Below are 20,419 nucleotides of genomic sequence, written 5' to 3'. Positions count from 1 at the left end.
GGACGCCCGTGCCAGACTGCCCCTATGGGACGCCGGACATTGATAGTGGTCATCGCCGCGCTCGGCGTGGTTCCCGTGCTGAGCGGGCTGCTCGGGATCGTGGGCGGGCCTGCGGCCCTGCCCGACGGCGAGGCGGTGAACGCCACCGTCGATGGCGAGTACCGGTTCACCAACGTCTTCTGGCTGGCCGCAGGACTGCTCATCTGGTGGAGCCTGCGCCGACCTCAGGAGCGCGCCGCCGTGACGCGCGTGATCCTCGCGATCGCGTCGCTCGGCGGCATTGCACGGCTCGTCTCCGTGGCGGTGACGGGCTGGCCGCATCCGGTGTTCGTCGGGGCGCTGGTCCTTGAGCTGCTCGTCGTACCGCTGGTGATCTGGTGGCACGTGCGGACGTTCCCGAGACCGGCCGCTCCGCCGCGCGTCAGCTGAGCACCAGGCTCGCGATCTTCCCGTCGCGCAGCTCGAACTTGAACGGGCCTGTCCCGTTGAACCGGTTGCTCGTCACCATGATGTTCGCCGTGTACTCGCCGTGCGCGGTCCCGGGCAGCACCGAGATCAGCTCGAACTGGCTCTGCATCCCGATGTTGTCGGTCTCGTTCCAGCTCCGCACACCGTCAGGGCCGTGGAACTCACGCCCCCAGTCGTTCAGGTAGGCGTCGTCCGTGAAGGTGGCGACGAACCGTTCGGTGTCGGCCGCGTTCGTGGCGTCGACGAACTCCTGGATGACGGGCGGGATCGTGGGCGGGACGACGTCGGGCGTGTCGTTGACAGCCATGCAAACCTCCAAGGTGCTCGGTCTCCTCGACCTTATGCACAGTTCTGCCGGTCAGCCAGGGATCAGTGATCCATGGTCAGCTCGTAGAACCGCCAGAGATGCTGCAGCTCGGCAGGGATCTCGGAACCCGGGTAGGGCGAACGCTCCACGAACCCGCGCGACTCGTAGAGCCGGTGGGCCTCGTGCATGAAGCGGTTGCTGTCCAGCCGGACCGTCGGTGCCCGCAGCTCGCCGCGGGAGAGGTCCAGGAGCCAGTCCAGCATCGCCGAGCCGACGTGGGCGCCACGGTGCTCCGGACGCACGAACATCCGCTTGATCTCGACGGCGCCGTCGTCCTGCACGCGCAGGGCCGCGACGCCCGCCGGCGCGCCGCCGACGTCCGCGAGCGCGATCACGCCGGACGGCCTGCGGAACCGGTCGAGCGCCGCGGGCGTGTGCCGTGCGTCGCCGCCCATCGCGAAGCCGTAGGTCTCCTCGAACGTGGCGAGCGCCCACGCCATGTACTCCGTCATGAGCTGGAGCACTACGGCGTCGTCGGCGGCGGACGCCTCATGGATCCGAGGCTGGACCTGGGGCTTGATCTGGGGCTGGTGCGACACGCCGTTCCTTCCTGGTCGTGACCGAACTCTAAACGTTTCAGCGGGTGGTTTTCGCCCGCTCGGCCTCCGCACAGTGTTTCCGCAGAGCGGTTTCTGCACCGCGCCGTGGCGGGCTCCGTCAGGCGCACTCGCCCGAGCACCTGGAGGAACCATGTCCATCCGTGCGCACAAGCGCAGTCTCACGCTCGCCATCACCGCGGCGCTGGTCGCTCCGTTCGCCCTGGTGGCCGCGGTCACCGCGGACACCATCACTGCGGCGCCGGCGGCCGCACACGGTTCGGTGACCGACCCGCCCACGCGCAACTACGGGTGTCTCGAGCGCTGGGGCAGCGACCACCTGAACCCGGAGATGGCCAACATCGACCCGATGTGCTGGGGGGCCTGGCAGCACGACCCCAACGCCATGTGGAACTGGAACGGCCTCTACCGGGAGAACGTGGGCGGCAACCACGAGGGCGTCATCCCGAACGGGCAGCTCTGCTCGGGTGGCCGCACCCAGTCGCCGCGGTACGACTACATGGACACCCCTGGCGAGTGGGTCGCCAAGGACGTCCCGCAGCAGTTCCACCTCACCCTGACCGACCAGGCCCGGCACGGCGCCGACTACCTGCGCATCTACGTCTCGGAGCCCGGTTTCGACCCGACGACGGAGGCGCTCGGCTGGGACGACGTCCAGCTGGTCAAGGAGACCGGCTCCTACCCGTCGCAGGGCACGTACGAGACCGACGTCGACCTGTCCGGGCGCAGCGGCCGGGCCGTCCTGTACACGATCTGGCAGGCCTCCCACCTCGACCAGCCGTACTACCTGTGCTCGGACATCAACATCGGCGGCGGTGCGGCCGCAGCCGAGACCGAGCCCGAGTCGGTCGTCACGACAAAGGTCGCGACGACGGCGGCGGCCGGCTGCCGCCTCGGTCAGTTCGCCATCTGACCGCGGGAGAGCAGGAGACAGCAGCGCCTCGTGAGTCAACAGTCGGCCTCGGTCCTTCAGCGGACCGGGGCCGACGTCGTGCCTCAGGACGCCGCCCCAGGAGCGCCCGGGCGACCCCCCAACGCATAGGCGTGATCGATACCTGAGACAGATCTTGTCTCACAGTCCGTGCCCGCGTAATCTGCTCCAGGCAGGCCGATGGCCCGCCACGGAACACGCAGCCGCGCGGCCGTCCGGCCGCCCACGCAGGGAGGACGTCTTGAGCACCGTGCGCTCCGCACTCCCCATCTCGGCCCTCACCTCGACCCGCACCGCCGCCACGCACTCCATGTGCGTGTCCGACTGCTGCCCCCGAGGCTGTCTGTAGAGCGTCCGCTTCGCGCCCGACCACACCGGCTCCAGCCGAGCGTGGCCCAGGCGCCGGCGCGATGCTCCGGTCCCACCCAAGCCCCAGACGCTCCACGCCAGTCCCGAGGCACGCATCCGCACGACCCGGGCGCCGACGTCGGACATGCACGACTCCAGCCAGACCCGCCACACAGTGAAGGAAGAACACATGGCCCGCATCTATGACGACGCGACCAAGCTCATCGGCAACACCCCGCTCGTCAAGCTCAACCGCTTGACCGAGGGCCTCGAGGCGACGGTTCTCGCGAAGCTCGAGTTCTACAACCCGGCCAACTCCGTGAAGGACCGCATCGGTGTGTCCATCATCGACGCCGCCGAGGCGTCCGGTGAGCTCAAGGAGGGCGGCACGATCGTCGAGGGCACCTCCGGCAACACCGGTATCGCCCTGGCCTGGGTCGGCGCGGCCCGCGGTTACAAGGTGGTCCTCGCGATGCCGGAGACCATGTCCAAGGAGCGCCGCGCGCTGCTGCGCGCCTACGGCGCCGAGCTGGTGCTCACGCCGGGCGCCGAGGGCATGAAGGGTGCCGTCGCGGCGGCCGAGAAGATCGCGCAGGAGCGCCCGGGCGCCATCCTGGCCCGTCAGTTCGCCAACGAGGCCAACCCGGCGATCCACCGCGCGACCACCGCCGAGGAGATCTGGGCCGACACCGACGGGAACGTCGACATCCTGGTCGCCGGCATCGGAACGGGCGGCACCATCACCGGCGTGGGCCAGGTGCTCAAGGACCGGAACCCCGACATCAAGGTCGTCGCGGTGGAGCCCGAGGAGTCGCCCATCCTCAACGGCGGCGCCCCCGGCCCGCACAAGATCCAGGGCATCGGCGCCAACTTCGTGCCGGAGATCCTCGACACCAAGGTGTACGACGAGGTCATCGACGTCAACCTCGCCACCGCCATCGACACCGCGCGCCGCTCGGCGAAGGAGGAGGGCCTGCTGGTCGGCACCTCGTCCGGCGCCGCGCTCTCCGCCGCCCTCCAGGTCGCGAAGCGCCCGGAGAACGCCGGCAAGACGATCGTCGTGATCGTCCCCGACTTCGGCGAGCGCTACCTCTCCACCCCGCTCTTCGAGGGCCTGGTCGACTGATGACCAGGGCGCGCGGGATGTTCCGGGTTCTTGCCGAGGACCTGGCCGCCGCGCGCGCCCACGACCCGGCCGCGCGGTCGAACCTGGAGGTCGCGCTCGCCTACCCAGGCGTGCACGCCCTCTGGGCCTACCGTGCGGCGCACCGCATGTGGCGGGTGCCGTCCCTTCGCCTGCCCGCGCGGCTGCTCTCGCAGCTCGCGCGGGCGGCGACCGGGATCGAGATCCACCCCGGCGCCCGGCTGGGGCAGCGCCTCTTCATCGACCACGGCATGGGTGTGGTCATCGGCGAGACCGCCGTGGTGGGCGACGACGTCATGCTCTACCACGGCGTCACCCTGGGCGGCCGGTCGCTCAACCGCGGCAAGCGGCACCCGACGCTCGGCGACCGCGTGACCGTCGGCGCCGGCGCGAAGGTGCTCGGCCCCGTGTGGGTCGGCGACGACGTGCAGATCGGCGCCAACGCCGTCGTCGTGAAGGACGTACCCCCTGGAGCCGTCGCCGTGGGCATCCCCGCGCGGATCCGGGTGCCGAACGCGCCGGTGGCGGAACGCCCCCGGCACGAGGACCCGTCGGAGCTCATCGAGTACTCGATCTGACCTCCATGTCCTGACCGACGCCCGCCGGCCTCAGCGCAGGCGGTCGGCGTGCTGCTGCGCCAACGCGGGCGGCGCCGTGGCGAGCCAGGCGTCGACCAGGGCTTCCCGCAGCCTCGCCTCGTCGATGACGTCGAGCTGGATCAGCATCCCCGGGAAGCCGTCGAAGTGCGCGATCGTGAAGAACCCCGGCCGCTCCTCGGCCAGGATCGCGTCCTTCTCCCCCAGGTCCTCGACCCGCACGCCGAGGATCGGCCCCTCCGGCACCGGCTCGTCACCGAACCGTCTGAGGTCGGCCTTGGTGAACGGGCGTTCCCACGCGAACGCCTTGCGCCCGACCGACCAGGCACGGTGGCGGTAGCTCAGGCCCTCGGCGGTCTCGGGCAGCGCGAGGGCGAGCCGGGTGACGTCGTCGTAGGTGGCCACCGTTCCACGGTAGACCCCCGATTCGACGAGCGCGCACACCACTGCACGACTAGAGTTTTTTCGGTCTAGTCATCCAGACTAGGCCTGCGAAACGAGCACTACGAGGTGGATATACCAGCAATGCTTATGGAAACACGTGAAGTGGTGGAGAGCGAAGATCTCGACTTCGGTAGGATCAGCGGTAGGATCGGATCCATGGCCGAGAAGATGGGCAAGTACTCGATCACGATGCCGCGCAGCCTTGCCGAGGCCGCGCGCGAGGTCAGCGGTGACGCGGGCCTGTCTGCGTACATCGCGGGAGCGGTCGAAGCAAAGGTCCGGCACGACAGGCTCGGCATGTTCCTTGCCAAGTACGAAGAGCTGCATGGCCCGATCAGCGAGGAACGCATCGCTGCGGCCGAAGCAGTGATCCGTCGCGCCGACGCAGAACAGGCTGAGCGCGCACGCACCAAAGTCGCACGTCAGCAGGGCGGTGCGGCATGACGCCGTCGAAGAAGCAGAGGCCAGGGCCACTGCCCGGCACGTTCGTCCTGGACAGCGAAGGGCTGTCGAAGGCGGTGGCTCATGACGACGCGGTGGTTGACCTTCTTGCCGCTGCGCATCGGCACGACATTCCTGTCGTCATCAGTTCGGCCACGCTCGTCGAGGCCATTCACCCGAAGATCAATCGCAGAGCTGTGGACTGGCGTCTGTCCATGTTGTCGGTCGAGCCGGTGACCGAACAGGTCGCCCTGGATGCGACCGAGCTCCTTGCCGACGCCGGTAAACACGGTCACAGTCATGCAATCGACGCCATGGTGTGCGCGACGGCAATCGCCTCACCCAAGCCGGTCCGCGTACTGACGTCCGATCCCGACGACATCACGGCCCTGGCGGGCGAACACGTCTCCGTCATCGCCGTCTGACGGGTCGCCCGGAAGGAAACTGCCTCGCCCGTGCCGACCACCGGCATGGGTGAGGCCGCCCGTGCAGAGCGCGACCGCTCCTGCGCCGGGCGAACGGTAGGGTGTGGGGCAGTACCTGGGACGCGCCGTCCCGGGTAAGACGTTCCCACGACGAGGTGACCCCACATGCGCATCGGATTCCAGACCGGTTACTGGTCCCGCAAGCCCCCGAAGGGCATCCAGCAGTTCATCGTGGCCGCCGACAGGCTCGGCCTCGACTCGGTCTGGACGGCGGAGGCCTACGGCTCCGACGCCTTCTCGCCGCTGGCCTGGTGGGGCTCCCGCACCAAGAACGTGCGGCTGGGCACGGGCATCGCCCAGCTCTCCGCCCGCACGCCGACGGCGACCGCCATGCAGGCGCTCACGATGGACCACCTGTCCAAGGGCCGGTTCGTGCTGGGCCTCGGCGCCTCCGGGCCGCAGGTCGTCGAGGGCTGGTACGGCCAGCCGTACAAGCGTCCGCTGGCCCGCACGCGCGAGTACGTCGACATCGTGCGGCAGGTCATGCGCCGCGAGGCGCCGGTGACCCACGACGGCTCCTTCTACCAGCTGCCCCTTTCCGCGGAGGCGCCCGGGGCGATGGGGCTGGGCAAGGCCCTCAAGCCCACGGTGCACCCGTTCCGCCCCGAGATCCCCATCATCCTGGCCGCGCAGGGCCCCAAGAACGTGGCCCTCGCGGCCGAGATCGCCGACGGCTGGATGGCCGGCTTCTACGCGCCCCGCATGGACGACGAGTTCCGCGCGCTGCTGGCCGAGGGCTTCGACGTCCGCTCGGAGGAGCGTTCGGGGGCCGACGGGTTCGAGGTCGCGGCCACGGTCCCCGTCATCGTGCGGGACGACGTCGAGGCAGCCGCCGACGTCATCCGCCCGCACATCGCGCTGTACGCGGGCGGGATGGGCGCCAAGGACGCGAACTTCCACAAGCAGTCGCTCGACCGGCTCGGCTACAAGGAGCCGCTCGACAAGGTGCAGGAGCTGTACCTCGCCGGGCGCAAGGAGGAGGCGGCCGCGGCCGTGCCGACGCAGCTCGTGGAGGAGATCGCGCTGGTCGGCCCGATCGACAAGATCCGGCGTGAGCTGCCGGCCTGGGAGCGCACGGCGATCACGACGATGCTCGTCCAGGGCGACCCGGCGTCCATGCTGGCGCTGCTGTCGGCGTCGCAGGACTCGACCCTGGCCGGCCGAACCCGCTCGACGACGGCGGCCCTCCTCTCCCGGGTGTCCCCGAAAAAGGTCTGACCGTTGAGTGCTGGGTATTTGTTGAGTTCGGGCCGTTGAGCCGACAAATACCCAGCACTCAACGAGGGGGGTCGTCCTCCGGGAACCACACCGCGCGCCTCAGGTTCACGCGGCGGCCGTCGCGGGACAGCGGACAGCCCTCCGCGCGCAGTGCGTCCAGGGCCTCGGTCAGGTACTGCTTCGGCGGGGAACCAGCCGCGTTGACGACACGCCACCAGGGCACGCCTTCGTCGTCGGACGGCGGTGCGGCGTCGCCGTCCGCGCCCTCCGACCCGCCGTCGTCGTCCGGGACGAGGTGCGCGTACCGGTCCCCCGATCCGGCCATGACGCTCCCCACCTGGCGTGGCCCGCCGCGGCCGAGGTCCTCACCGACGATCTCGGCGATCAGCCCGTACGTCATCGCGCGGCCCGAGGGGATGCGCCGGACGACGTCGAGCACCGCGGCGGCATACTCCTCGACGTCGGTGAGCTGGGTTCCGGGCGGCGAGTCGGTCACGATGCGATCGTAGACGCGGACACCGACAGCGAGACCAGCAGCGACAGCGACGGGCAGTTTCCAGTTGCCCGCTGGTGGCACGATCGGCGTATGGCTCTTCCTCAGACTGTCCTGCCCGACGGCTACCGCTGGCGCACGCTGACCAAGGACGACCAGCGGCTCGTGACCGAGCTGGACACGTGGGCGTTCCCGTCTGGTCTCTCCCACGACGACATCGACGCCGCCCCGTCACCGCTGACCTGGGAACGCGCGATCGCGGTCGAGGCCGAGGGCTTCGACGGCCTGGTGGCGCTGCACGCGTCCTACCCGTTCCGGCGGTTCCCCGTGCCCGGCGCCGAGCTGCCGACCGCCGGCCTGACCTGGGTGGGCGTACATCCCCAGCACCGCCGGCGCGGCCTGCTGACGGCGATGATCGACCTGCACCTGGCGCGCTCCGTCGAGCGTGGCGAGGCGCTCAGCGCCCTGTTCGCCGCCGAGGCACCGATCTACGGCCGGTTCGGCTACGGCCACGCTGCCGACGACCTCCGCCTGGAGATCCCGCGCGGCGCGGCCCTGCGGGACGTGCCCGGCGCGGAACGGCACACAATCCGGATCGAGGTCGCCACGCGCGAGAAGCACGGCGAGCTGGTCGACCACCTGCACCGCGCGGTCGGCGCCGCCCCGACGGGCATACCGGGGATCAACCGGCCGGGCTGGGTCACCCGCGAGACCGAGGAGCTGCAGGCCATCCTCTGGGACGACTCCCCGGTCCACCGCGAGGGGCGCGAGTCCCGGCGCATCATGGTCGTCGAGCTCGACGGCGAACCGCGCGGCTACGTCACGTTCCGCCGCACCATGAGCTGGGAGCCCCGGGGGCCGCGCGGGCGGGTCCACGCCGGCGAGGTCGTCGCGCTCGACGCCCCCGCGGCCAGGGCGCTGTGGGGTGCGTTGCTCGATCTCGACCTGACGAACGAGGTCACGCCGTTCGTCCTGCCGGTGGACGACGTCATCACGAACCTCCTGGTGGACCTCCGCGCCGCCGTCCCACGCACGCCGGACAACGTCTGGGTCCGGCTGGTCGACGTCGCCGGTGCGCTCGCCGGACGCCGATACGCGGCCGACGTCGACGTCACGCTCGCCGTGACCGACACCCGGCTGCCCGCCAACGCGGGTGCCTACCGGCTGCGTGCCGAGGCGTTCGGCGAGGCGTCGGTGGAGCGGGTGGACCCCGAGTTCGAGGCCCCGGACCTGTCGCTCGACGTGCGCGAGCTGGGCGCCGCCTATCTCGGCGGCAGGTCGCTCGCGGCGCTGGCGGCCGCCGGCCTCGTCACGGTGCACCCGCGTCCCGGACAGCCGGCGAACGCGCTGGCCCGCGCGAGCACCGCGTTCGGCTGGCCGATCGCGCCCGGATCGTCCTGGGTCTTCTGACCCACCCCTTTGGTTGCGGGCGCGTGGTGTCAGGTCAGGTCTGGCAGGTGGGGCACCAGAAGAGGTTGCGGCCTGCCAGCTCCTTGGTCAGTACCGGCGTCCCGCACACGCGGCACGGCAGACCGTCCCGGTGGTAGACGTAGAACGCCTCCTCGGACGGCACGGCGTCCCACAGCCCGTCGGTGTTCTGCCGGGTCCGGCGACGCCCGTCGACAACGGGCTTGTTTTCGTCGGAGCCTTCGTCAGGGTCATAACCCCGTTCTCGACCTGCTTTCCCGGTTGGGCGGTCGGCCGGACGTGTGGTGACTATCGCGCCCTGGGCGGTGCCGTCGCGCATGAGGGTCACCAGGTCGTCCCAGATCGCGCGGACCGTCTCGGCAGAGACGTCGCGTCCCGGCCGCAGCGGGTCGACGCCGGCCCGGAACAGCGCCTCGGCGCGGTAGATGTTCCCGACCCCGGCGACGACCGCCTGGTCCATGAGCTGCTGCCCGATCGTCACCCGCGACCGGCCCACGCGGGCCACGAAGGCTCCGACGTCGCCGTCGTCGCGGATGGGGTCCGGGCCCAGGCGCGCCTCGACCGCTTTCTTCTCCTCGGTCGTGATCACCTCGCAGGCCGTGGGGCCGGTGAGGTCGGCGACGGCGTGGTCGCCGAGCAGGCGCACGCGGACCTGGCCGCGCGGCTCGGGCGCGGCCCACGCGCCGTCGGTCGAGCCTGCCGAGGCCTGGGTCTCGACGGGCCCGACCACGGGGTTGGTCTCCCGTTCGCCGATGCGCTTGCGCGGCGCGCCGATCGCGTGCGCCACCTCGGGTGCGTCGGGGGCGCCGGCGAACGTCCACGCGCCGTACAGCCCGAGGTGCGTCCGCAGCCACAGGTCACCCTCGAACCCGAGGAACAGCTGTTTGCCCCACGCCTCGCTCGCCACCAGACGGCGGCCCGTGAGCACAGCCGCGCCGTCGGCGAACCGCCCCTGCGGGCTGCTCACCCGGAGGACCTGCCCGGCGTACAGCGAGTCGAACGTCCGCGCGAGGCGGTGGACGGTGTGCCCCTCAGGCACGCTTCGCTTCGTAGTCGGCGAGCTGGTCGATGCGGCGCTGGTGCCGCTCGTCGCCGCTGAACGGCTCGGCCACGAAGGCCTCGACGAACGACGTCGCCTCCTCCACCGAGTGCATCCGGCCGCCCACGGCGATCACGTTGGCGTCGTTGTGCTGACGGCCCAGCTTGGCGGTCTCGAGCGACCACGCGAGGACGGCGCGGACGCCGGTCACCTTGTTCGCGGCGATCTGCTCCCCGTTGCCCGAGCCACCGATCACGATGCCGAGCGAGCCCGGCTCGGCGACGACGGCCTCGCCGGCGGAGATGCAGAAGGCTGGGTAGTCGTCCAGGGGGTCGATCTCGTGGGCCCCGTGGTCGATCACCTCGTGCCCGGCGGTCGTGAGGTGCTGCACCAGGTGCTGCTTGAGGTCGTACCCGGCGTGGTCGGCGGCGATGTGCAGGCGCATGAGTCCATCATCTCTCATTCACGATCCGTGGAGCGCCGTACGCCACGTACCGGTACGTACCGGTACGCACCGGTACGCACCGGTACGCACCGGTACGCACCGGTACGCACCGCAGGCGGAGCACTACGGGACGTCGGCCTCGGTCTTGGTGGAGTATCTCCAGACCGCGGACAACCCCTTGCGGTCGATGAGCGCACCGCCCACGCCCATGACCGCACCGATGGCGATGGCGGACTCCGGACCCAGCCAGGTTCCCATGGCGCCGGCGCGCAAGTTGCCCAGCTGCGGGCCACCCATACCGGTGAGCATCTGGATGCCGCCCACCCGACCGAGCATCTCGTCGGAGACGGCCAGCTGGATCACCGACTGCTGCGCCGTCAGCGCATAGACGTCGAGCCAACCCATGACGAACAGGACGCACAGAGCCAGAACCGCGTTCTGGGAGACGCTCAGCACCAGGACCGCCGCCGCCCAGCCCAGTGCGCAGACGACCATCACGCGCCCGAGATCCGGACGGCGGGTCAGCACTCCTGAGAGCAGGGTCGCCGAGACCCCGCCGATACTGATCGCAGCGAGCAGAGCCCCGTACAGCTCGCCGCCGCCACCTAGCATGCGCTCACTCAGCTCCGGCAGCAGCGCAACCGGGACGGCGAACAACGTCATGCAAAGGTCGAGCCAGACGGCCCCGCGCACCAACGGCGTCCGCCAGACATACGACAGCCCTTCGGCGACTCCGCCCAGGACACCGGAGCCGCTCCGCGCCGCGGGCGGAATCTCCGGCAGCAGCCTGATCGCGACGATGTAGAGCGAGACCGCGACAAGATGGACCACGAACACCAGGACGTAGTTGCCCTGCAGGCCAAGAATCAGTCCGCCGAGAAGCGGACCCAGGATCTGCCCGCCGTGCATGGAGAGCATGTACAAGGCGGATGCCGCGGGGATCGTCTCGGGCCTCAGGAGATGTCGTATGTACGGCCTCCTCGTGGGGGCTGTGATCGCACCGAAGGTGCTCAGCGCCGCCACGCCGACATAGATCGGCAGGAGCCCGAGAGTCCCGGTGGCCTCCAGCACAAGGAAGCCAGCGACCACGATCAGTTGCCCGAGCACGCCCAGGGTGCCGACGAATCTCGGCGGCCTGAGATCGGCGAGGGCACCACCCAACAGCGAGAAGACCACCGTAGGGAGACCGACGCTGAGGCCGAGGACACCCACCGCGAGCGAAGAGCCGGTCTCTTCCCAGACCCGCCAGGCCAGCGCCATCTGCACCGCCTGCGCGGCGATGTTCACCACCACACCTGACGACCACAGCCGTGCGAACGCGCCTGACTCACGGAGCGGGCTGATGTCGAGGAGGCTAGTTCGCATCCGCCCCGAGCCCTCCGATCTGTTCAGCACCCTCAACTCCAGCCAATGCCTCTCGCACCTTCACCGGTGGAACTCCCCGCCACAGCCGCTCGTACGTCTCGATTTCCACCATGCCTCGCGGGCTCATCCGGTCCGGCGAACTTGTCGTTCCGCTGCTCTCCGCCAAGGTCGTACCAGGTCAACTCCACCCGCTCGGGGTGCTCGGCCAGAGCGAAGTATCCCGGAACTGACGGACAACTCTCAACGTGGAGCGCTGCGGTCGGAGTCCCGACCCGGAGCGATTCAGGCGGGACGTGTTCTTACCTCACTCGGGTTGAACGGCAGGTCACCCGTGCACGCCCGTCACGTTGCGTACGCTGGCGCAATGACCACCGACGCCACGGGTCTCACGTCGGGCATCGACCTCGACGCGCTCGACCCCGCAACCCGACCGCAGGACGATCTGTACCGCCACGTCAACGGGCGGTGGATCGACAGTCACGAGATCCCCGCCGACCGTGCCATGGACGGGGCGTTCCGAGACCTCTACGACAAGGCAGAGGTACACGTCCGCGAGATCATCCAGGACGCGCCGACCGGTTCGAAGATCGGCGACCTGTACAAGAGCTTCATGGACACCGAGCGCATCACCGGCCTCGGCACGGCTCCCCTGGACGAGGACTTCGCGCTCATCCGCGACGCCCACGACATGGCGGCACTGACCCACGCGCTGGGCACGCTGCAGCGCACGGGCGGCACGGCCGCCGTCCGCTTCTGGGTGGACAACGACGCCACCGACCCGGAGAAGTACGTCGTCTACCTGCGGCAGTCCGGCCTCGGCCTGCCCGACGAGGCGTACTACCGCGAGGAGCAGTACGCCCCGATCCGCAAGAAGTACCTGCCGCACGTGGCCAGGATGCTGCGCTTCGGCGGTGTCCACGAGACGTGGGGCATCTCCGCCGACGACGCCGCCAGCCGCGTCTTCGACCTCGAGAAGCGGCTCGCCGCCCACCACTGGGACGTGGTGCGCGACCGCGACGCCACCCTCACGTACAACCCGACGACGCTCGCCGACCTGGCCGGGTCGGCGCCCGGTTTCGACTGGGCGACCTGGGCCGAGGCCCTCGGCGTGCCCGCCGGCGCGTTCGACGACCTGGTGGTACGCGAGCCCGACTTCGCGACGGGCTTCGCCGCCCTGTGGAGCGAGCTGTCGGTGCTGGACTGGCAGCTCTGGATGACGTACCACGTGGTCAGCGCCCGGGCGCCGTACCTGACCGACGAGATCGTCGAGGCCAACTTCGACTTCTACGGCCGCACCCTCACGGGCGCGCAGGAGGTGCGCGAGCGCTGGAAGCGCGGCGTGGCGCTCGTCGAGGGCGCGCTCGGCGAGGCGGTGGGCGCCGAGTACGTGGCGCGGCACTTCCCGCCCGCGAACAAGGCGAAGATGGACCGGCTCGTGGACGCCCTCGTGGCGGCCTACCGCGAGTCCATCGAGGGTCTCGACTGGATGACCGACGAGACCAAGGCCAAGGCCCTGACCAAGCTGGAGAAGTTCACGCCCAAGGTCGGGTACCCCGTGAAGTGGCGCGACTACTCGGGGCTCGACGTGGACGCGGCCGACCTGGTGGGCAACGTGCGCCGGTCGAACGCGTTCGACCAGGATTACGAGCTCGCGAAGATCGGCAGGCCGCTCGACCGCGACGAGTGGTTCATGACGCCGCAGACGGTCAACGCGTACTACAACCCGGGGATGAACGAGATCGTCTTCCCCGCGGCGATCCTGCAGCCCCCGTTCTTCGACCCCGAGGCCGACGACGCCGTGAACTTCGGCGGGATCGGAGGCGTCATCGGGCACGAGATCGGCCACGGCTTCGACGACCAGGGCTCCAAGTACGACGGCGACGGCCGCCTCGAGGACTGGTGGACCGACACCGACCGCACCGAGTTCGAGAAGCGCACGAGCGCGCTGATCGCGCAGTACGACGAGTTCCGCCCGGCGCAGCTCGAGGCGTCCGCCGTCGTCGCGGGTGCTGACGGCGAGGCTGCCAACGGTGAGAAGGCCGAGGACGCGCACGTCAACGGCAGCCTCACGATCGGCGAGAACATCGGCGACCTGGGCGGGCTGTCGATCGCCATCAAGGCGTACCGGATCGCGCTCGGCAAGCCCCTGGAGGAAGCGCCGGTCGTGGACGGGCTGACCGCCCTGGAGCGGATCTTCCTCGGCTGGGCGCAGGTGTGGCAGTCCAAGGGCCGTGACGAGGAGGTGCTCCGCCGTCTCGCGACGGACCCGCACTCCCCCAACGAGTTCCGCTGCAACGGCGTGGTGCGCAACGTGGACGAGTTCTACGCGACGTACGACGTCAAGCCGGGCGACGCCCTGTACCTCCCGGAAGAGGCCCGAGTCCGCATCTGGTGACGTGAGGTCGCCGAAGTAGAGCGCCTGTCCGGTCTCCCTGGTGTCACCAGGGAGACCGGACAGGCGCTCTACTTCGGCGACTTCGCGAACTGGTCAGGAGTCGGCGGACTGGGCCTTCAGGGCTCGGTCCGTGCCGGCCAGCGACTCCACGACCAGGCGGCGCAGGGCCGGGGCTGCCTCGGCGTTCGTCTCCAGCCAGGCGGCCGTCGCGTCGCGGAGCTCCACCGACGCCAGCGGCGCCGGGTAGAAGCCCTCGATGATCTCCTCGGCGATGTGGTAGCTCCGCTCGTTCCACACCTTGAGCACCGCGTCCAGGTACGGCTGCACGACGTCGGCGAGCGCGGCCGGGTCGTTCACGTGCACGAACCCGAGACCCGTGTTCCGGATGATCGCGTTCGGCACGTCGGCGGCCACCACCGACGACAGCGCGGCCAGCTTGCCCTCGACGGTCGGCTTCGCGGCCCGCGCACGTGCGGCGGACTGGCGGCCCGTGGCGGTGTCGTCGGCGGCGAGGGTCGCGTCGATCTCCTGGTCACCGGCGGCGCCGTTGAGCACGAGGCCCTCCAGCAGCTCCCACCGCAGGTCGGTGTCGATCTCGAGCCCGTCGAGCGTCACCGAACCGTCCAGCAGCCCGGACAGCGTCTCGACGTGCGCAGGCGTCGACGCGACGTGCGCGAAGAACTTCACCAGCTGGAACTGGGTGTCCGAGCCTGCGGCGGCGTCGCCCACGAGCGCCCAGATGGTGTCGCCCACCTCGGCGAGGGTCGCGGCACGGGCCGACGGCGCCACGTACTGCTTCGCCGCCAGCACCATCTGGTTGAGTGTGGTGCGGAGCGTCGTCGACTCGGTCTCGCGGAAGATGCCCCCGAGCACCAGGCGGACGTACTCCGAGGCCGGGACCTCGCCGTCGCGCACGGAGTCCCAGACCGAGCCCCAGACGAGGGAGCGGGCCAGCGGGTCGGCGATGTCGGCGAGGTGCTCGAGCGCGACGCGGAGCGACGCGGCGTCGAGGCGGATCTTCGCGTACGCGAGGTCCTCGTCGTTGAGCAGCACGAGCGCGGGACGGTCGAGCTCGACGAGCTCCTTCACGTCGGTCCGCGGCCCGTCGACGTCCACCTCGGTGAAGTGGGTGCGGACGAGCTCGCCGGCGTCGGACAGGCTGTAGAAGCCGATGCCGAGGCGGTGCGGGCGGATCGTGGGCCACTCGGCGGGCGCCGTCTGCTCGACGACGAACGACATGATGCGGCCGTGGCTGTCCGTCTCGATCACCGGACGCAGCGTGTTCACGCCGGCGGTCTCCAGCCAGAGCTTCGACCAGGCCTTGAGGTCACGGCCGCTGGTCGCCTCGAGCTCGGTCAGCAGGTCGGGCAGCTCGGTGTTGCCCCACGCGTGCTTGCCGAAGTACGCGGAGACGCCCGCGATGAACGCCTCGCGCCCCACCCAGGCCACGAGCTGCTTGAGCACTGACGCGCCCTTGGCGTAGGTGATGCCGTCGAAGTTGACCTGGACATCCTCGAGGTCCTTGATCTCGGCGACGATCGGGTGCGTGGACGGCAGCTGGTCCTGCTTGTAGGCCCACGACTTCTCCATGGCGGAGAACGTGGTCCAGGCGGCGTCCCACTCGGTGGCCTCTGCCGTGGCGAGCGTGGACGCGTACTCCGCGAACGACTCGTTGAGCCACAGGTCGTTCCACCACTTCATGGTGACCAGGTCGCCGAACCACATGTGCGCCAGCTCGTGCAGGATCGTCACGACGCGGCGCTCGCGCACGGCGTCGGTCACCTTGGAGCGGAACACGTACGACTCCGTGAAGGTCACGCAACCCGCGTTCTCCATGGCGCCCATGTTGTACTCGGGCACGAAGAGCTGGTCGTACTTGGTGAACGGGTACGGCACGCCGAACGTGGTCTCGTAGAACTCGAAGCCCTGCCGGGTCTTCTCGAAGATGTAGTCGGCGTCGAAGTGCTCCGACAGCGACTTGCGGCAGAACGCGCCGAGCGGGATCTCGCGGCCGTCCGACGACGTCAGTGACGAGCGGACCACCGCGTACGGGCCGGCGACGAGCGCCGTGATGTACGTGGAGATGCGGCCGGTGGGCTCGAACGTCCAGGTGGCGACGTCGCCGTCCGCGCCGGCCGGGACCGGCTCCGGCGTCGGCTCGTTGCTCACGACCTGCCAGGCCGCGGGCGCGGTGACCGTGAACTGGAACGTCGCCTTGAGGTCCGGCTGCTCGAAGCACGCGAACACGCGGCGGGCGTCGGGCACCTCGAACTGCGTGTACAGGTAGACCTCGCCGTCCACCGGGTCCACGAAGCGGTGCAGGCCCTCGCCGGTGTTCGTGTAGCCGCAGTCGGCGACGACGACGAGCTCGTTGTCGGCGGCCAGGCCCTCCAGGGTGATCCTGGAGTCCGCGAACACTGCCGACGGATCCAGCTCACGACCGTTCAGCACCACGGACCTCACCGACGGGGCGACCAGGTCGACGAACGTCGAGGCGCCTTCCGTAGCGGTGAAGTGCACCGTCGTGGCCGAGGCGAAAGTCTCCGGACCGGTGGTCAGGTCCAGGGCGATCTCGTACGACTCGACCGATACCACGCCGGCTCGTTCGACCGCCTCGGCGCGGGTCAGGTTCTCTCCGGGCACGGGCCCTCCACGTCTGTCTTCTCATGGACGCCGATGGGCGTCCCACGCGGCCGATCGGCGCACGTTTTCGGTTGGGTTGTCGTCCGGTCTGTGAACTACCTGCGACGACTCGTCGATCATGCCACGCAGGAGTAACAGCGAGTAACGCCTTTGTGTACGATCGACCGCGGTCGCCCGACCGACCGATTTGAGCTGAGGGAGTCGCCTGATGTCCGGCACAGTGCCGCCGCCACCGCCGCCAGGCGGTTGGCCCGACGAGGACCCGGGTACGCCGCCCCAGGAGCAGCACCCGCCCACCGCGCCCACACCCGCCCAGCAGGGGCCGGTGCAGCGCGTTTCCGCGGCAACCCGTAGACCACCCGCGATCTCACCCGCGAGCCAGTTCTCGCAGGCCGTCACGCCCGCGCCCGCCGCGCCGGGCGCCCCGGTGGTCCAGTCCGTCCACATCCACAACGGTGGCGGCGCCCCGCAGTACTACACCGAGCAGTACCAGCAGCCGCCCTACCAGCAGCCCCACCAGCAGGGCTACGCACAGCCGCAGGCATACGCGCAGCAGGCGCCGCAGGGTGGCCAGTACCCGCCGCAGCCGTACCCGCCGCAGGGCTACGACCAGTACGGCCAGCCGGTGCACGCAGCGGCGGCCGATGGCTACGGGCCCGAGCCCGGGCGCAAGAAGCTCAGCCCCGGCTGGATCGCCTTCATCGCCCTGGACGTGCTGCTCGTGATCGCCGCGATCATCTTCGCGGTGAACCTGCTGGGCGGGCCCGACACCACGCTCGATCCGGGCGGGACGCCGGCCGCCGAGCAGTCGGCGTCGCCGGAACCCGAGGAGGGTCTGGAGACCGACGGCGGGGCCGGCGTCGAGACGTTCGCCGCACCGTCGCTCAACATCACGTGCACGGTCTCCGCGGAAGCCGCCACCTGCGGCATCGCGGAGCTCGACCGGAAGCCCGCGCCCGACGCCTCGTGCGGCGGCGCCTCCGGCTACGTGGCGAAGGTCGACCCGAGCGGCAACGTGACCCAGCCCTGCGTCACCAAGAAGGACCAGCCCAAGAAGGCGAAGGGCGACGTCACGATCCTGAACTACGGCGCCGAGAAGCAGGCCCACGGGTTCACGTGCGTCAGCGACGAGTCCGGCATGAAGTGCGTCGCCGACGCGACCGGCAGCGGGTTCTCGATCGCCCGCGCGGGCATCGGCTCCGCCTGACCGAGTCCTGTTGAGTGCGGGCTATTTGTGCCTCAGAGACCTCTGAGACCACAAATAGCCCGCACTCAACGAACGGTCACGGCAGTGGTTGGTCGGGGTCTTGCTCGTTCATGACCGTGACCAAGGAGCGCAGGCGGGCGTTGGTGAACAGGTCCTCCAGGAGCACCACCGTGCCCGCGGAGTCCGCCAGCGGCACCTTCCAGTTCGGGTACTCGGTGTCGGTCCCGGGCTGGTTCTGGGCGCGGCGCTCCCCCACGGCGTCGGTGAGGTACACCCCGACCAGCGCCGCCGGCGTGTCCCTGAGGTAGCGGTGCAGCCCCTCGACGAGCTCGCGCTCTGACGGGTCGAACGTCGTCAGGCCGCGACGGGACAGCGCCTCCACCAGCGACTCGCGCTCCGCGCGTGCCTGGGCCCGCAGCACCGTCGGCTCCTCCGTGAGCAGCCCGAGGCGCTCGCGCAGGTCCACGTGCTCGCCCGCGAGATAGCCGGCGGTCGGCGGCAGGTCGTGCGTGGTGACCGTGGCCAGCGCCGTCCGGCGGTACGCCTCCGGCTCGATGGGCGCCCCGGCGGCGTCCCGCTCGAAGAGCAGCACCGAGGTGCCGAGAATGCCGCGCTCGGCGAGGTAGTCGCGGATCCACGGCTCGAAGGTGCCGAGGTCCTCGCCGATGACCGTCACCCCGGCGCGGTGCGCCTCCAGGCACAGGATGCCGATCAGGGCCTCGTGGTCGTAGGTGACGTACGCACCGGCCGACGCGCGTGCGCCGCCCGGGATCCACCAGAGGCGGAAGAGCCCGAGGATGTGGTCGATCCGCAGCGCGCCGCAGTGCCGCAGCACCGTGCGCAGCATCTCGCGGTAGGGCGCGTAGCCGGCCTTCGCGAGCGCACGCGGGTGCCACGGCGCCGGGGACCAGTTCTGGCCCTGCTGGTTGTACATGTCCGGCGGAGCACCGATGGAGACGCCCTGGGCGAGCACCCCGGCGTCCGCCCACGCGTCCGCGCCGTCCGAGGACGAGCCGACGGCCAGGTCCTTGAGCAGGCCGAGCCGCATGCCGGCGTCGAGCCCGGCGCGGTGCGCCGCGTGGAGCTGCTCGTCGGCGACCCACTGGAGCCAGCAGTAGAACTGGACGCGCTCGGAGAGCGCGTTGCGCAGCGTCGTCACACCCGCCGACGACGGGTCGGCGAGCTCGGTCGGCCAGTCGCGGCCGTCGAGGTGCTCCGTGATGGCGCACCAGGTCGCGAAGTCGACGAGGCCCTTGCCCTGCGCCAGCACGAACTCGTCGAACGCGGTCTGCCGGGCCGCCGACCGCTGGGCCGTGTACACGACCTCGAGCGCGGCCTTCTTGGCCTCCCAGATGGCGTCCCGGTCGATCGGCCCGGAGTCCTCGGACAGCTCGCGGACGGGTTCGCCCGCCCATTCCACGAGCGACCGGTCGGCGGCGGAGAGGTACGCCGTCTCACGGATGTCCTCGACGCGGATGTACAGCGGTGACATGAAGCGGCGCGACGTCGGCAGGTAGGGGCTCGGCGTCAGCGGCAGCACCGGCTCGGTTGCGTGCAGGGGGTTGATCCCGACGAAGTCCGCACCGCCGTTGTGCGCCGTCTGCCAGGCCAGGTCGGCCAGGTCTGCCAGGTCGCCCATGCCCCAGGAGTCCTTGGACCGCACAGAGTAGAGCTGGACCATGAAGCCCCAGGCCTGCTTGCGGGCGACCTTCTTGCGCAGCTCCAGCCGCTCGGGAGTCACCACGAGCGGGGTCTGCGCGCTCTGGCCGCCCGACTCGGCGTGCAGCGTGTGCCAGCCGAGCGGGAGGTCGGCCGGGACGGTGAACGTCACGCGCGCGACCTTGCGGCTGTCCACCGTGCGGGGCTCGGTAGTCACGTCGGCCTGCCGCAGCTGGACGCGGGGACCCTGCACCACCGCGAACGAGCCCGTGGTCGTGGTCACCTGCGGCGCCGTCACGCGCCACGGGGTGGCGCTCGTGGGCACGACCGGCTGCTCGGACTGCTCGAGCGCTATCCATGCCGTCACGTCCGCGCCGTCCGCGATGTGCACGGCGACCTGGACCTCGGTGCCCTCGCGGGTCACGACGGTCGGCGGCAGCATCGCGCGCCACTCGTCGTCCTCGATCCGGTCCAGGCTCGCGGCGACCGCGCCCGGGGTCGACGCGGGCACGTCGAGCGCCTCCAGCACCGCGACGACCGTCGACACGCTGACCTGCTGCACGCGGCCGTCGTGGTCGGTGTACACGCACTGCACGCCGTGGGCGGTCGCCAGCTCGGCCAGCTCCGGCGGCACGGCGGCGCCGTCTCCGGTGAACCCAGGCATCGGTTTGTCGGTCACAAGGAAAGATCTTGCCATCTACCGACGCTCACCGGGCGCAACGCGGGCGTGTCCGACGAATTGACCG

The 20,419-nt window shown here is 70.4% G+C and carries 19 protein-coding genes; 10 read left to right on the top strand and 9 right to left on the bottom strand.

The annotated features are described in order from the left end of the window. Positions 1-24: 24 nt before the first annotated feature. Positions 25-429 carry a DUF4345 domain-containing protein gene (locus tag ACQEVI_RS19015; protein ID WP_432901628.1) on the top strand — a complete coding sequence of 135 codons (405 nt, stop codon included), beginning with the start codon at positions 25-27 and terminating at the stop codon, positions 427-429. Here ACQEVI_RS19015 and ACQEVI_RS19010 read toward each other — a convergent pair. After that, positions 422-775, bottom strand: coding sequence for a nuclear transport factor 2 family protein (locus ACQEVI_RS19010; RefSeq protein WP_432901626.1), 354 nt, complete (start codon positions 773-775; stop codon positions 422-424). The two genes, ACQEVI_RS19015 and ACQEVI_RS19010, sit on opposite strands and share 8 nt — an antisense overlap. Before the next feature lie 62 nt (positions 776-837). Beyond that, positions 838-1,374, bottom strand: a complete 537-nt coding sequence (locus tag ACQEVI_RS19005; protein WP_432901624.1) for a GNAT family N-acetyltransferase — start codon at positions 1,372-1,374, stop codon at positions 838-840. A gap of 151 nt (positions 1,375-1,525) precedes the next feature. On the opposite strand from ACQEVI_RS19005, the gene ACQEVI_RS19000 reads away from it, so the two are divergent. The 3 genes from ACQEVI_RS19000 to epsC all read left to right on the top strand — a co-directional run bounded on the left by ACQEVI_RS19000 (position 1,526) and on the right by epsC (position 4,393). Then, positions 1,526-2,305 carry a lytic polysaccharide monooxygenase auxiliary activity family 9 protein gene (locus tag ACQEVI_RS19000; protein ID WP_432901623.1) on the top strand — a complete coding sequence of 260 codons (780 nt, stop codon included), beginning with the start codon at positions 1,526-1,528 and terminating at the stop codon, positions 2,303-2,305. Positions 2,306-2,861: 556 nt separating this feature from the next. Further along, positions 2,862-3,797 carry a cysteine synthase A gene (gene cysK / locus ACQEVI_RS18995; RefSeq protein WP_432901621.1) on the top strand — a complete coding sequence of 312 codons (936 nt, stop codon included), beginning with the start codon at positions 2,862-2,864 and terminating at the stop codon, positions 3,795-3,797. Beyond that, positions 3,797-4,393 (top strand): serine O-acetyltransferase EpsC, encoded by a 597-nt coding sequence (gene epsC, locus ACQEVI_RS18990; RefSeq protein WP_432901619.1) that lies wholly within the window; start codon positions 3,797-3,799, stop codon positions 4,391-4,393. Before cysK ends, epsC begins: the two co-directional genes overlap by 1 nt. 30 nt (positions 4,394-4,423) lie before the next feature. Here the strand turns inward: epsC and ACQEVI_RS18985 are convergent, their stop codons facing one another. After that, a complete protein-coding gene (locus tag ACQEVI_RS18985; protein ID WP_432901617.1) occupies positions 4,424-4,816 on the bottom strand; it encodes an MmcQ/YjbR family DNA-binding protein in 393 nt (130 codons plus the stop codon). A gap of 195 nt (positions 4,817-5,011) precedes the next feature. Between ACQEVI_RS18985 and ACQEVI_RS18980 the strand changes: the two genes are divergently transcribed. The 3 genes from ACQEVI_RS18980 to ACQEVI_RS18970 all read left to right on the top strand — a co-directional run bounded on the left by ACQEVI_RS18980 (position 5,012) and on the right by ACQEVI_RS18970 (position 6,999). Beyond that, on the top strand, positions 5,012-5,299 hold the full coding sequence (locus ACQEVI_RS18980) for a hypothetical protein (protein WP_432901615.1): 288 nt from the start codon (positions 5,012-5,014) through the stop codon (positions 5,297-5,299). Beyond that, on the top strand, positions 5,296-5,721 hold the full coding sequence (locus ACQEVI_RS18975) for a type II toxin-antitoxin system VapC family toxin (protein WP_432901613.1): 426 nt from the start codon (positions 5,296-5,298) through the stop codon (positions 5,719-5,721). Before ACQEVI_RS18980 ends, ACQEVI_RS18975 begins: the two co-directional genes overlap by 4 nt. A gap of 165 nt (positions 5,722-5,886) precedes the next feature. Continuing rightward, positions 5,887-6,999, top strand: a complete 1,113-nt coding sequence (locus ACQEVI_RS18970; RefSeq protein WP_432901612.1) for an LLM class F420-dependent oxidoreductase — start codon at positions 5,887-5,889, stop codon at positions 6,997-6,999. 58 nt (positions 7,000-7,057) lie between these two features. Here the strand turns inward: ACQEVI_RS18970 and ACQEVI_RS18965 are convergent, their stop codons facing one another. Further along, complete coding sequence (locus ACQEVI_RS18965; protein WP_432901610.1) at positions 7,058-7,495, bottom strand: MGMT family protein; 438 nt, start codon at positions 7,493-7,495, stop codon at positions 7,058-7,060. Positions 7,496-7,585: 90 nt separating this feature from the next. Here ACQEVI_RS18965 and ACQEVI_RS18960 point away from each other — a divergent pair, with 90 nt between their 5' ends. Beyond that, a complete protein-coding gene (locus ACQEVI_RS18960; RefSeq protein ID WP_432901608.1) occupies positions 7,586-8,902 on the top strand; it encodes a GNAT family N-acetyltransferase in 1,317 nt (438 codons plus the stop codon). A gap of 34 nt (positions 8,903-8,936) precedes the next feature. Here ACQEVI_RS18960 and ACQEVI_RS18955 read toward each other — a convergent pair whose 3' ends face one another. The 3 genes from ACQEVI_RS18955 to ACQEVI_RS18945 form a co-directional block, all read right to left on the bottom strand. Then, a complete protein-coding gene (locus ACQEVI_RS18955) occupies positions 8,937-9,959 on the bottom strand; it encodes an Fpg/Nei family DNA glycosylase (RefSeq protein ID WP_432901606.1) in 1,023 nt (340 codons plus the stop codon). After that, on the bottom strand, positions 9,952-10,404 hold the full coding sequence (locus ACQEVI_RS18950; RefSeq protein ID WP_357447587.1) for a ribose-5-phosphate isomerase: 453 nt from the start codon (positions 10,402-10,404) through the stop codon (positions 9,952-9,954). Before ACQEVI_RS18950 ends, ACQEVI_RS18955 begins: the two co-directional genes overlap by 8 nt. Positions 10,405-10,527: 123 nt before the next feature. Further along, positions 10,528-11,769 (bottom strand): MFS transporter, encoded by a 1,242-nt coding sequence (locus tag ACQEVI_RS18945; protein ID WP_432901604.1) that lies wholly within the window; start codon positions 11,767-11,769, stop codon positions 10,528-10,530. A 364-nt stretch (positions 11,770-12,133) separates the two neighbouring features. Between ACQEVI_RS18945 and ACQEVI_RS18940 the strand changes: the two genes are divergently transcribed. Continuing rightward, the gene (locus ACQEVI_RS18940) at positions 12,134-14,164 is read left to right on the top strand and encodes a M13 family metallopeptidase (RefSeq protein ID WP_432901602.1); all 2,031 of its coding nucleotides are present in this window, start codon (positions 12,134-12,136) and stop codon (positions 14,162-14,164) included. A gap of 93 nt (positions 14,165-14,257) precedes the next feature. Here ACQEVI_RS18940 and pepN read toward each other — a convergent pair whose 3' ends face one another. Then, entirely contained in the window at positions 14,258-16,807 is a 2,550-nt protein-coding gene (pepN, locus tag ACQEVI_RS18935) for an aminopeptidase N (protein WP_432901600.1), read from the bottom strand. A gap of 208 nt (positions 16,808-17,015) precedes the next feature. On the opposite strand from pepN, the gene ACQEVI_RS18930 reads away from it, so the two are divergent. Next, positions 17,016-18,014 carry a hypothetical protein gene (locus tag ACQEVI_RS18930; RefSeq protein WP_432901598.1) on the top strand — a complete coding sequence of 333 codons (999 nt, stop codon included), beginning with the start codon at positions 17,016-17,018 and terminating at the stop codon, positions 18,012-18,014. Positions 18,015-18,090: 76 nt separating this feature from the next. Here ACQEVI_RS18930 and malQ read toward each other — a convergent pair whose 3' ends face one another. Continuing rightward, positions 18,091-20,337: a 4-alpha-glucanotransferase gene (gene malQ, locus ACQEVI_RS18925; protein ID WP_432906011.1), complete on the bottom strand. Its 2,247-nt coding sequence runs from the start codon at positions 20,335-20,337 to the stop codon at positions 18,091-18,093. Between the last annotated feature and the right edge of the window lie 82 nt (positions 20,338-20,419).

The sequence above is a fragment of the Promicromonospora sp. CA-289599 genome, from assembly GCF_050936155.1.
In the GTDB taxonomy this organism is placed as follows: domain Bacteria; phylum Actinomycetota; class Actinomycetes; order Actinomycetales; family Cellulomonadaceae; genus Promicromonospora.
This window is presented reverse-complemented; position numbering and strand designations above follow the sequence as displayed.